The sequence below is a fragment of the Nakamurella sp. GG22 genome (assembly GCF_052976845.2).
This window is the reverse complement of record NZ_JBRIIO020000001.1, coordinates 343,476-356,524: the sequence shown is the minus strand read 5'-3', so window position 1 is coordinate 356,524 and position 13,049 is coordinate 343,476. Positions and strand designations below refer to the sequence as shown.

Below are 13,049 nucleotides of genomic sequence, written 5' to 3'. Positions count from 1 at the left end.
GGGGGTATCGGCGAGCGGCCCCACGTCGAGTTGGCGATTTCCGACGTTCGCAGGCCCGCTGAAGGTCGGATATCGACAACTCGATCCTCCTGCCGGCGCCCGAGGCCGGCAGATTCGGTCAGTGCGCGGAGACGCCCAACCCGGTCGTCCCGCCGATCGAGCAGCTGATCCCCGTTCCGTGCATGTTGCAGTAGCCGCCGGGGTTCTTGTCGAGGTACTGCTGGTGGTAGTCCTCGGCGTAGTACAACGTGTCGAGCGGCTTGATCTCGGTGGTGATGTCGCCGTAGCCCGCCGCCGTCAGCGACGCGGCGTACGAGTCCCGGCTGGTCGCGGCACGGCCCGCCTGGTCCTTGGTCGTCGGGTAGATCGCCGACCGGTACTGGCTGCCGACATCGTTGTACTGGCGCATGCCCTGGGTCGGGTCGTGGTTCTCCCAGAACGCGCGCAGCAGCTGGTCGTAGCTGATCTTGGCGGGGTCGTAGATGACCAGCACCGCCTCGGTGTGGCCGGTCCGGCCGCTGCACACCTGTTCATAGCTCGGGTTCGCGGTGTAGCCGCCCGCGTACCCGGCCGCCGTCGTGTACACGCCCGGCAGCCGCCAGAACAACCGCTCGATCCCCCAGAAGCAGCCCATCCCGAACACCGCGACCTCGGTCCCCGCCGGCCAGGGCGGCAGCATGCCGGTGCCGAGCACGGTGTGGGTCCCGTCGATGCTGACCGGCTGGTCGCGGCCCGCGAAAGCGGTGTCGGCGGTGGGCAGGTCGGTCTTGCGGGAGAACAGCCTCATGAGCCCAGGGTACGAGCGACCAGTGCCACGCCAGCAGGGTCTGAGGCGCCCCTGACCCTGCTGAGGTGACACTGGACAGAACCGCACGAGCCCGACCTCACCAGACCCGTCACGGAAGGTGCTTGGTCGTGCACAATGAGCGAGAGATACGATCGGCGGACAGTCGTCTGCGACGGGCGAAGGGCCGGCTGTTGACGGAGATGGCGGGCCGCTCGGCCGAACCCGAGATCGGCGGAGCGGAGACCCCGAGGGCAGTCCGGTCGTCGAGCAGGGACGTGGCGATCGATGCGCTCCGCGGGGCCTGCATCGTGAGCATGACGACCGCGCATCTCGCCGCCGGTAGCTGGCCCTACCTCGTCACCCATTCCGCTGTCTTCATCGACGGTGCCGTCGGGTTCGTCCTGCTGTCGGGCGTGATGGTCGGCCGTACCCAGCGCCGCACGATCGACGGGAACGGACTGCTCACCGGGCAACGAAAGCTGTTGCGGCGCATCGGAATCATTTATGCAGCGCACTTGGCGCTGTGCATCGTCGGGTTCCTGGTGGTCGCGGCGGACCCGGCCAGGAACGCCCTGTACGCGGGTGTCGCCGAGCTCGGCGGACCGCTACCGGCGGCGGTTGCGACGCTGAGTCTGCAGGTCAACCCGCACTACACGTCGATCCTCTCGCTCTACGTCGTGCTGCTGCTGATGGCAATGGTTGTGGTGGCGGCACTGTCGCTGCGACAGCCCGCACCGGTGGTCGCCGGGTCGCTCGTGCTGTATGCCGCGGGGCTGCGCTGGCCGGACGTCTTCACCTTCACCGAGCGGCCGGGATCGCCGGGCGCGGTGAACTGGGCGACCTGGCAGCTGCTGTTCCTCGCCGCGGTGCTGTTGGGCTGGTACTGGAACACGTCACCCGTCCGCAGGGCGCGGGCGAGCGCCGGTGTGGGCTGGGCCGCCGGTGCGGTCGTGCTGGTCGCGGCGGCGGCCGGCTGGGTCGCGACGACCGGCGACCGGGCGGCGTGGAAGGAAGCCATCTCCGCGCCGTTCACCGACGGGCTGCTCGGTGCCGGGCGCATCCTGATGGCGTTCGCCGCGGTGATCGTCGGCTATCACTTCTGCCGCTGGGTGCTCCGTACCTGGCCGCCGCTGCTGACCCCCTTCGCACTGATCGGTCGCCGTGCGCTGGACTGCTACGTGCTGCTCAGCGTGGTCGTCATCGTGCTGCCGAGCGTGCTGGTCTACCGGGCGTCGGGCTGGCTGGCGGTGGGCGTGACGCTCGACGTGCTGGCCCTGATGATCGGCTGGTGCCTGCTGCGGGACCGGCTGCGGCGGGACATGTTGCGGCGGGCCGAGAACCGGCGCAGCAGCAGCGTCCACGCGTGACCCTGGTGCGCTGAGGCCGGCGGGCCGCTCGATCGGGTCGAGGTGTACACGATTGCACCAACGGCCCGAGTCGTCGAAGACCCTTACCGGGGCGCACAATGAGGACGATTACGCACAGCGAGAGTTTGTAACCGACAGTGCGGACTGCCGGTCAAGGGCAGCGCTGCGGTCTCCGGCCCGGCAGACGCGGGCCACCCAGGGGGAGTGGCGATGACGTTGACAGGTCCGTCCGACATGGGATTCCGCGAGGCGGCCGCACCCTATCTCTTCGATGCCGTTCCCGAACCGCTGGTGGTGTTGACCGCCCACGGCGTCATCACGGGCGTCAACGCGAGCGCGGAGCGGATGTTCGGCCGACCGGTCCATTGCCTTGTCGGACGCCGACTTTCCGCCTTCCTGCGTCCTGGTGGCGGGGATTCGGCGGGTGCGCCGGCCACCCTGGACTTCGCGGTCGGAGCGGGGGGCGCTCCAGGCACACCTGCAGTGTTCCGGCACGAGTCCGGCCGTGACATCCATGTCGAGGTGCGGTGTGCTCCGGTCTCGACTGCTGCGGGTCCCAGCACCGTCGTGTCCATCCACGACATGACGGCCGAGCGGGAGCGGGCCGAATCCTCGCGTGCAGGGTCCGAGCGGCTGCTGCGGATCGCCGAAGCGACCCGCGTGGGTGTCGGCCTGATACGGATTGATCCACCCGAGTACATCTACGCCAACCCAGCATTCCGCGAGATGGTCGGCGCCGACGAGATGGTCGGAACGGACGAGATGCAGCCAGCGCAGGTCGGCGCACCCACGACAGGGTCAACCGCCGTGGTCAATGGCCGCGAGACGCTGCGGCGCGCGCTGGTCACAATCGGCAGCGGTCAGCCTTTCACCACCGCAGAAGTGCCCATGGCGGGAGCGAACGGCGACATCCGCTGGGTGCGGATGTCCACCGGACAGGTCAGCGTGGCCAACGGTGCCACCACGGAGCTGGCGGTGACGCTCGAGGACATCACAGCGCTCAAGGACGTCGAGACGACGTTGCGGGACAGTCAGCGGGTCATGCTCGAGATGGCGGACACCATCGAGATCGGCTTCCTGCTGCAGCAGGTGTCGGACCAGCGCATCGTCTATGTCAGTCCCGGATTTCTGCGGATCTTCGGATTCGACCCGGCCGGACCGACCCCGGATTTCCTGGAATTGCGGCAGCTGATTCATCCCGACGATCGGGAAGCACTGGCTGATGCCGTTCTGCTGGTCGAATCGGGCGGACGGGTGCAGCGTGATCTGCGGATCACTCACCCCGACGGCCGGCAGCGTTGGGTCCGGTTCACCGCCAATCCGATTGTCGACGCCGACGGCGTGGTGAGCCGGTTGGCCGTTGCGGCGGAAGTATTCACCGCCGTGCGGGAAGCGGAGATGGTCGTCCGGTCGAGCGAGGAACGCTTCCGGCGGGCCGCGAATGCCATCGATGTGGGGATCAGTCTTCGCCAGCTCGAACCCCACCGGTTTCTCTACGTCAATTCCCGGTATATCGAGCTCATCGGCTACGACCCTACTGTCGCCGACGACGCGACGGTGCAGGAAGCGGTCGACCGCCTTCACCCGGACGACCGGGACGGAGTGCTGGTCGACTACTGGAAACGGACCATGTCCGGAATGTCGGCTCAGGCCGAGATGCGGGTCATGTTGGACTCAGGTGGTACCCGGTGGGTCCGGGCGACCAGCCATCCCATTCCGGCCGAGCCGGGATCCCCAGCAATGGCGGCCGGGACCATCGAGGACATCACGGATCGAAAGGCCGCCGAGCAGGCGGCTCAGTCGGCGCGAGAAAAAGCCGAGTTGGCCATTCTGACGAGGAGCGAATTCCTCTCGCGCATCAGCCATGATCTCCGGACACCGCTGAATGCGGTACTCGGATTCGAACACCTGCTGGACGGTGACGTGGCGCCCGGCCCGGAATCGGATGCTGTCGGGCACATTCTGCGCGGTGGACGAAACTTGCTGAACATGATCAATGATCTGCTCGACGACCCGCGCATCGGCGACGGTCTCGAGGTGTCGGCCGAGATCGTCGACGTGGGCGAACTACTGCGCGAGACCATCGCGTCGGTCACACCGATCGCAGTCGCCGGTGGTGTCGGCATCACTGCCGAGTTGCCGGAAGCTGCGGCCGTGTTGGTGGTGGTGGCCGATCGGCGTCGGTTGCGTCAGGTCCTCAACGACCTGCTGTCGAACGCGGTCCAGTACAACCAACGGGACGGGCAGGTGGAGGTCACCTGCGCCCTGCAGGCAACCGAGGTGATGGTGTCGATCACCGACAGCGGAATCGGGATCCGCGCCGAGGACATCCCCCGGTTGTTCGGCGAGTCCGATCGTCAGGCCGTGCCCGGGTCCGGCATGGGTGCAACCGGGATCGGGCTGGCCCTGGCGCAGCGGTTGGTGTCCGTCATGGGCGGCCGACTGGACGTCACCTGCACAGCGGGCCGGGGCAGTGTCTTCACCGTCCGCATGCCGATCGCGCCCTCAGACAGTTCCGGCGGCGCCCTTCACCTTCCCGTTGCGCATCCGAAGGTCCTCTACATCCAGGACAGCGCGTCCAGCGCGGACCTGGTCCGTCGAATCCTGCGCAAACGCCCGGCCTGGTCGTTCCACCACTGCGCCGACGGTGCGAGCGGGCTCGAACTGGCGGCGACGCTCGACCCACAGCTGATCATGATGGACATCCGGATCCCCGACATGAGCGCGGTCGATCTCCTCCGCGCGCTGCGCAGTCGAACCAGAACAGAGCACATCCCCGTCTTCGTGATGACCGCCGACGCCGGTCGTGACGACCTCACCCGGCTGCGCGTCCTGGGCGCCCAGGGATTTGTCAGCCAGCCGTTCGATGTGAGCGAGATCCTCCGGATCCTGGACGCGAACACCCCCTGAGGCGCGAACACCCCTGGGTGTTCGCTGCCGTCACTTCGGCGACTGGATCAACTGCCACGGCGAATCGTCGTCGGGGGTCAGCGGGATCGTGCCCGGCTTGTCGCCCTGGGTCCAGTACTTCGCCTGCCAGCCGATGCCGTCGAGCAGCACCCGGCTGCCGGCGACGTAGATCTCCTTCGGGCTCCAGTCGGGGTAGGTGCCCGCCGGCAACGTCGGTGTCGGCGCCGGGGTGTCCCCGGGCAGCACCGGGCCGATCAGCGTCCACGGGGTGAGATCTGCTGACGCGACAGGGGTGTCGGGCTGGTCGCCGACCGAGTAGTACTTCGACTGGTAGACGTTCTTGTGCCAGACGACCTTGCTGCCCTTGGGGTATCCCACGTTCGGATTCCAAATCTGGTACGGCGATTTCGCCGGGTCGTCGATGGCGCCGGTGGTGGTCGTCGCACCCGACGATGCCGTCGCGGTGGCCGAGGCGGACGCCGATCCGGTTGCTGTCACCGCGGTCGAGGTCGCGGCCGCCGGGGCGTCGCCGCCGAACGTGCGCAGGATGCTGGTGAACTCACCGACCGACTGGTCGATGCCGCTGCAGGCATCCGACACGACCTTGACGTCGGGGTAGTTCGGACCGCAGGACTGGTCACGGTTCGCCGACCACATCGACAGCCTGGCCAGCTTGACCTGCTGCGCGAACGAGACCAGTTGCTTCGCGTCGTCGAGACCGAAGACCTCGTCAGGAATGTCGTTCTGCCCGATCATCGGGGTGGCCCCGATCATCTGCCATGCCTGCGCGTCGGACAGGTCCGTGCCGGCCGCCTTGTACACGTCCTGCAGCTGTCCCATCAGCGCGGTGAGGGCCAGTTCGCCCTGGTCGGCCATGCTGCGGCCGGCGGGCAGCGGTACGCCGTAGTCCATCGTCATCGCGTTGACGCCGGCCAGCGGCACCTTCGCCGCGACCATCGAGTTGAGCACGGCCAGCCCCTCGGCGACCAGGCCCTGCTCGCCGACCGGCAGCGTCAGCCAGATCGCGACCGGCTTTCCCGCGGCGGTCGCCTTGGTGCTGATCGCCAACATCGCCTCCGCCCGCCGCTTGTTGACCGCGGAATCCGACGCGGCCGAACCCTCGATGTCGAGGTCGATCTCGGTGGCGGAATAGCGGTCGATGACGGACTGGTACGCGGTTGTCAGGTCCTTGACATCGGTGCACCCGATGCTCAGCTCGGAGTTCGCGGCCCCGCCGAACGACACGGTCACCTCGCCGCCGAGCTGGCGGAGCCGGGCGACCCGCCGGTCCAGGTCCAGTTGCTCGCCGCCCGCCGCGGCCATCGTGTACGCGCCGCCCCAACTGGGTTCACACGGCTTGTCCTGTGCGCTGACCACGAAGGCCAGCACCGCTGACGTCGGCTGCCCGGTCGTCGGGCTCTCGAACGGGTACGTCGGGGTCGACGTCACGTCCACATAGGGCGCGAACCACGCGTCGGGCACCGGTGCACCAGCGACCGATTCCTGGTGGCGGTTGAACCACCACCACCCCGAGATACCGCCGGCGACAACGGCGAAGACCAGGAACACCCGGAACCAGGACAGGTGTCGTCCGCTGCCCGCCGGCCCCGACATGGCGGGCATCGGGGTGGCCTCTACCGGCGGAGGCCCGGCAGGGGGCGGTGGTGTCACGTCGGTGTCCGGCGGAAGCGCGTCGCCGGCCTCGGCAGCGGGTGCGTCGGACACCTGCGGTTCGCCGGCCGCGGTTTCGGCAGCCGCGTCCGGTGCGGGCTCGACGGCAGGTTCGTCGTCGACCACGATGCGGTCGTCACTCATCAGGAGTCCCTTGCGGTCGTGACGGGGACCTCGACCCGGTCGGCGGCCTTGGGGTCGGTGTCGTCGTTCCAGGTGGTGCCCTTGCCGGCCACCCGGTCGCCGGTCCGGATCGGATCGCCAGCACCGGTCAGTCGGTCGCTGGCCCGGCCGCCGTCGCCGTTGCCGGCGTTGGGCCGGTCGCTGACCCGGCGACCGGCGCTCCCGCCGTTGCGGTGCGCCCCGGTTTCGCGGTCGCTCGCCCGGTTGCCGGCGTTCTCGCCGACCCGGTCGCCCGCCCGATCGCCCGCCCGGCTGCCGGCATTGACCCGGTCGCCGCGCCGGTCGCCGGCGTCGCCTGCCCGTTGGCCGCCGTCCACCCGGTCGGTCGCACGCCTGCGGTACCCCTGCCCGTCGCCGCCGCCCGCCCGGTCGCTCGCCCGCCGGTTGTACTTCACGGGCGGCTCGGGAACCTCGGCCAGGATGCGGAACATGCCCGTGCCGTCCGAGATGTGCTCCCCGGTCGCCGTCGCCGGAGCGCCCCGGTAGAGCACGTCCTCCCACGTCGGTTTCGTCGGCTCGAAGGTCTCCTTGCGGCGACGCCGCACGGCGACCTTCGGTTTGCTGGCCTTGTCGGTGACGTACAGCCGCTCGACGAAACCCAGCCAGATGTCGACCAGCGCGTTGGAGGCGCCCATCAGCGCGAACAGCGCGTAGCTCGCGGTCAGCGCGTTGAAGGCGGCGAAAGCGGCATTGCCCCAGAATTGATTGTTGACATCACGCCAAACGGTCACCGCGGAGAAGACGATGATGATGAAAGGGGAAATGGCGAACAACAGCGGTGTGGCGGTGCGGTTCGCGACCTTGGGTGTGCGGGCGAACGGGATCCGCTTTCCGGTGACGGCCTGCTGGACCGACTTCACCACGCCGGCCAGGTTGACGGGCAGCAGGATCAGGTTGAATCCGTAGACCCGGAAGATGTCCAGCCGCTTGTAGCCGCACCGCTTGAGATCCGACGACATCGCCATGAAGTAGGGCGCGGCGGCCATCAGCACGAGCGGGCTGAGCAACTGGCTGTTGAACGGGTAGGCCAGCAGCAGCACCAGGGCGATGCTGCTCCAGCACGTGGAGGCGAGATAATTGACTCGCAAGAGGGTTTCGATCGTCTTGTTGCTCTCGGCGCGCTTGAGCCGGGCCTTCCGGAGCACGAACAGCTTGGGCATGATGATCAGCCCGCCGTTGGCCCAGCGGCGGCGCTGGATGCACAGCGACCCGAAATCTGGCGGGGTGGCGGAATAGCTCAGCCGCTCCGGGTAATTCAGCAGCTTCCAGCCGTGAATGGCGAGGTCGATGCTGGACTCTGTGTCCTCGATGACCGTGCGGTCCATGACATAGCGGCGGATCTCGAAACCGCCCTGGTGTTCGATCTCGACGATGTCGTCCAGCGCGCGCTTGCGGATGACGGCATTGGCGCCGACCCAGAATGTGGCGCCGTGATAACTCATTCCCTGGTGCACGATGTGCTGCAGGTCGGTGGTCGCGCCGGACAGCCGCTCCATCCGGCTCGCCGAGCCGGGGAAGGCCGAGTACGGCGTCTGGATGACGGCGAGCCGCGCATTCTCCGGCTGCGTCATGACGTAGACGAGTCGCAAGCAGTATTCCGGCAGGATGATGCTGTCGGCGTCCAGCGTCAGCAGATACTCGGCGTCGGGAATCACCAGTTCGCCGTCGGAGTTCGCCGCCGGCGCGAGAACCTGACCGTCCGGTGTCGTCCGGATGTGGAAACTGTGTCCCATCAGCCCGATGTAGCTGTTCAGGTTCATCGCCTTGTTGGCCTCTTGGGACAGCGACGAGTACAACTTCCGTTCGAACGAGGTGATCTCGGCGCGGAACGTCCAGGCCAGCCGGCGGTAGAGCTGCAGCATCCGTTTGCGCGGGATCAGCGCCTCCTCCGACGCGGCCGTCATCAACGCCTGGCTGACATCGGCGAAATCGGTGGCGAGCACACCGAGAATCTGGTCGGCAAAGAATTTGTCGACGTGGTCGGTGACCCTTTCCTCCGCGACGCGCGTGCGGAGCCAATCCGCTGCCCAGCGGTATTGCCGCGCCAATTCCAGCACCTGGTCGACGGAGGTCTCCGGCTTCGGCTCGCCATCGGCGTCCCCGCCGTGCAGGCCGTCATCGAGAAAGGCGTCGTCAGCTCGCTCCTCGTCGAGGTCGGCCTCGATCTCGCACCAGGTCTCGAATGTGTCGAGGCTGGCGTTGAACCGCTCGCGCGGGACCCGCAGCCATTCCATCAGGTCGGCCGGCAACTGCCGGGCGCCTTCCAGGGATGCCTTGTGCGACGCCGCTGTCGGATTCGGCGGATCGTCCAGCAGCAGGACCACCCGCATCTGCGGGTATTCCTGCAGCGCCGCGGACAGCAGCGTCATCCGGACCACCGCGATCTCTTCCCGGTAGGACGGGACGAGCACGGTCATCGTCGGCTGGTGCTTGTCGAAGGAGTCGTCGATGACGGCCCGCGGGACGCGGCGGTGAGCCCTGGTCCGGTACAGGGCTCCCTGCCTCGCAACCAGGTACAGCAGGGAGGAAAGGGCGAGGAACGAGGTGATGGCGACGTAGGTGATCGTTTCCCACAGGAAGCGGGGGTTGCCCTGGTACGAGTTGTTGATGATGCCGGTGAAGAAGTAGGAGAAGACGTACGCCAACCACGCCAGAACGGTGAAGACAATCGCGATCCGGCCCATCGCCATCCGCGCGTCGCTGGCCTGTGGGGCGACCGGTGGCAGCGGCTCGGTCCGCTTGTCCGCACCCCACTGGCGGCGCGGCGGCTGAACGGGTTCAGCGGGTGGGCGAGTGGGTAGCGCGACGCTCATCAGCTCTCCTGCTCGAAGCCGCCGGGGATGCGGCCGCGCGGGAGAGCGCGACCGAAGAGAAGATACTCCGCCGGACGGGTGATATTCGTTCCTTCAGTCTATAGCGCGGCATGTCGATTGGACGTACCGAATCCTGGCGAAACGGACGACAGCGCTCGAATCGCCGCCCGACGCGATGCTGCACACCGGTTTCATCGCTGAGACGGGCTATGACGCCTGGATCGTCTGCGGGGGTCGCGTGCCAGGCATGGCTTCCCCGGCGGCGACGGCGGAGAGCAGGGCCTTCAACGCTCCGGCCGTGACGGGTTTGCTCAGATAGCCGTCCATCCCGGCCGCGATGAGCCGCTCGCTGTCGCCCTCGAGCGCGTTGGCCGTGACCGCCACGATCCGCGGCGTCCGCGCGGCCGCTGCGGTCAGTTCGCGGATCCGGGCGGTGGCCGCGATGCCGTCGAGGCGGGGCATGTGGACGTCCATCAGGACGAGGTCGAAGTTCCTGCCGCGCACGGCATCGACCGCCTCCTGGCCGTCGACGGCGACATCCGCCCGGACGCCGAGGCGGCTCAGCATGCGCAGGGCCACCATCCGGTTGGTCGCGTCGTCCTCGGCCAGCAGGACGGCCAACTCCGTCACCGGCGGCGTAACGTCTCCGGGCCGGGTCTCGTCCGAAGGCCGGCTCACGTGCGCAGGCCGGGTGATATCCACCGGCAGCTCGGCGTCCCCGGCCGGTCCGACAGGCACCGTGAAGGTGAAGGTCGACCCGCGTCCCGGCATGCTCGTCAGCTCCAGTGTGCCGTCCAGGTGCTGGGCGATCAGCCGGCAGATCGACAGGCCGAGACCCGTTCCCCCGTAGGTGCGGGTGGTGGTTGCGTCCACCTGGGTGAACGGCAGGAAGATGCGCTCCTGCCGGTCCGCCGCGATGCCGATGCCGGTGTCCTGCACGGAGAACCGCAGGGCACCCCCGTCGGGGCCGGGAGCGAACCCCACAACGACCCGTACACCGCCGTCCCGGGTGAATTTGAGGCCGTTGGCGATCAGGTTAAGAAGGACCTGACGAATGCGGTTCTCGTCGGATTCGACCGCCGCCGGGACGTCGGGTTGGACTTCGACGGTCAGTTCCAGGCCGGCGGCCGCGGCCGTGGTCGCGAACAACGAGGTGACGTCGGCCATCAGGGAGCGCACCAGGAACGGCCTGCTCTCGATCTCGATCCGGCCGGAATCCAGAGCGGAGAAGTCCAGGATGTCGTTGACCAGTGCCAGCAACAGGTTTCCGCTGCGCTGCGCCGTGCAGACGTACTCCTGCTGCTCCTCGTCGAGCTCGGTGTCCTTCAGCAGGGCCGTGACGCCCAGCACGGCGTTCAGCGGGGTGCGGATCTCGTGGCTCATCGTGGCCAGGAAGGCCGACTTCTCCTGGGCCAGGCTCAGTGCAGTATCGGTCGCGTCGCGCAGCTGTTGTTCCATCAGCCGGCGGTCCGTCACATCCGTCTGGATCGCGACGTAGCGGTTGACCTGTCCCGCGTCATCGTGAACGGCGTGCGCTTCGATGTGCACCCAGTACGGGCGGCCGGTCGCGGTGTAGTTGAGGACCTCGACCGCGAAATCCTCGCCGGCCAGGACGGCGTCGTGCATGACGGCGACGGTCGCCGGATCGGTCGCGGGCCCCTGCAGGAGTCGACCGGGGCATTGGCCGTGCGCCGCCTCCAGCGAATACCCGGTGGTGCGGGCGAAGGCATCGTTGACCCATTCGATGCGGCCGTCGGCATCGGTGATGACGACAAGGTTGTCGGTCGCGTGCACGACCAGTGCGTGGGTGCGCAATTCGGCGTTCAGGGCGACCAGTTCGGCGGCAGCCTTCTCGCGTTGCCGGCGCGACCGCTGCGAGGCGTACCCGGCGACGGCGAGGAACACCAGGAATCCGCCGGCGGTGACAGCCAGGAACAACATCAGCCTGTCGGTCTGCCCGAGCAGTTGGCGGGTTTCCTCGTTGGCCTTGCCCGCACGCATCTTGCGGTTGATCTCACCGTCGCTGACGAGTTGGTTGTAGTTCTTCTCGAGTTCTGCGACCCGGTCGGCCGCCGCGGCGAGTGCCGCAGGGTCGTCGGACGCCACGGCCGCGGCCACGGCCGGCCGGACCTCAGCGGTCCACTGCGCGGCCAGATCCGCTGACCGGCTGAGCAGTTCGTCCGACCCGAGTGTCTGCCCCTGATAGGGCAGGGCACCTTCCTGAAGGCGCTGGTCGACGAACGACTGGGTCAGCCCGATCGCCGCGGCGTCGGGGGCAGCCACGATGAGCAGCGCGCGGAGCCGGAGCAGTTCACGCTGGGCCTGCCCCAGCGTCCGGACGTTGGCGTCCACCGCTTCCTGGGTGAAGGCGACACTGCTGCGCAGGGTGCCGGTCTGCTGGACCACCAGAATTCCCAGGCCCGTGGTGGCGAGCAGCATCACGATCGCCAGTGCGAGCAGCACGGCGCCGACCGCCCGCGGGGTCGAACGGGGTGGCCGGGACGTATTCCGCCGCAACCATTCCCCGGAGGAGGGTAGGCCGGACAGGGCTGCGGGCGGAGTCATGTGACAGTGATCGCGGACAGTTGCCAGATGCGCCGTGGGTCGTAGACGGTCGGATCCAGGTCGTAGCCGGTCGTCGGGTAGATCACCCGCAGCGGCCCGTAGTGCGCCACCGTCATGGGCTGGCCGTCGAGGCGGGTGGCCAGCAGCACCGGCAGCTCGGTCACGTCGGACATCGGCAGGTCGACGGAGTAGTCGTTGAGCGCATCGGCCCGCAGCACGGTCGCGTCCTGCACGCCGAGCGCCGACAGGACCGTGGACAGCAGCACGCCGCGGAAGGTGGCCTGCCGGCCCTCGGCCAGCCTGTCGTCGACGGTGCACTCGACCTGTGGCAGGGCGTCGAGATAGGCGAGATCCAGCGGTGCTGTTCTCGCGGTGCCGTTCCGCAGTCCCCTGACGGTCAGCACGATCTGGCTGTCGCCCGCGGCCGATCCGGTCGGCCGCGGTGCGGGGGGTGCTTCAGTGACCGGTGCCGTGAGCGCCGTCGGGTCGCCGAGGATGCGGCAGCCGCCCCGGTCGAGCCATTGACCCACCGACGCCAGTTCGGTGCCGGTCTCGGAGGGTGCGGCGGCCGGCGCCGGTGCCGTCGCCGCGCAGCCGGCCACCGCTGACAGGGCCAACAGGGTTGACGCCGCCAGTACGGCGATTCGGGTCCGGTTCATGGTGCCCAGTCAAGGCGGAGGTCACCAAGCTGCGTTATGGCGATCCTCAAGATATGTTCAAGAAGCCCGATCGGGCATCACCCACGGTGCAGGA

The 13,049-nt window shown here is 68.2% G+C and carries 7 protein-coding genes; 2 read left to right on the top strand and 5 right to left on the bottom strand.

Going from position 1 to position 13,049, the window contains the following annotated elements:
- Positions 1-118: 118 nt before the first annotated feature.
- Positions 119-787 (bottom strand): peptide-methionine (S)-S-oxide reductase MsrA, encoded by a 669-nt coding sequence (msrA, locus tag ACVBEQ_RS01665; protein ID WP_447151667.1) that lies wholly within the window; start codon positions 785-787, stop codon positions 119-121.
- A gap of 128 nt (positions 788-915) precedes the next feature.
- Here msrA and opgC point away from each other — a divergent pair, with 128 nt between their 5' ends.
- The gene (opgC, locus tag ACVBEQ_RS01660; RefSeq protein WP_447151666.1) at positions 916-2,154 is read left to right on the top strand and encodes an OpgC domain-containing protein; all 1,239 of its coding nucleotides are present in this window, start codon (positions 916-918) and stop codon (positions 2,152-2,154) included.
- 210 nt (positions 2,155-2,364) lie between these two features.
- The gene (locus tag ACVBEQ_RS01655) at positions 2,365-5,064 is read left to right on the top strand and encodes a PAS domain-containing protein (protein WP_447151665.1); all 2,700 of its coding nucleotides are present in this window, start codon (positions 2,365-2,367) and stop codon (positions 5,062-5,064) included.
- A 30-nt stretch (positions 5,065-5,094) separates the two neighbouring features.
- Here the strand turns inward: ACVBEQ_RS01655 and ACVBEQ_RS01650 are convergent, their stop codons facing one another.
- The 4 genes from ACVBEQ_RS01650 to ACVBEQ_RS01635 all read right to left on the bottom strand — a co-directional run bounded on the left by ACVBEQ_RS01650 (position 5,095) and on the right by ACVBEQ_RS01635 (position 12,955).
- On the bottom strand, positions 5,095-6,879 hold the full coding sequence (locus ACVBEQ_RS01650) for a chitinase (RefSeq protein ID WP_447151664.1): 1,785 nt from the start codon (positions 6,877-6,879) through the stop codon (positions 5,095-5,097).
- Positions 6,879-9,731, bottom strand: coding sequence for a glycosyltransferase family 2 protein (locus ACVBEQ_RS01645; protein WP_447151663.1), 2,853 nt, complete (start codon positions 9,729-9,731; stop codon positions 6,879-6,881). Before ACVBEQ_RS01645 ends, ACVBEQ_RS01650 begins: the two co-directional genes overlap by 1 nt.
- 207 nt (positions 9,732-9,938) lie before the next feature.
- The gene (locus ACVBEQ_RS01640; RefSeq protein ID WP_447151662.1) at positions 9,939-12,296 is read right to left on the bottom strand and encodes a PAS domain-containing hybrid sensor histidine kinase/response regulator; all 2,358 of its coding nucleotides are present in this window, start codon (positions 12,294-12,296) and stop codon (positions 9,939-9,941) included.
- Positions 12,293-12,955, bottom strand: coding sequence for a putative pterin-binding protein (locus ACVBEQ_RS01635; protein WP_447151661.1), 663 nt, complete (start codon positions 12,953-12,955; stop codon positions 12,293-12,295). Before ACVBEQ_RS01635 ends, ACVBEQ_RS01640 begins: the two co-directional genes overlap by 4 nt.
- Positions 12,956-13,049 lie beyond the last annotated feature (94 nt).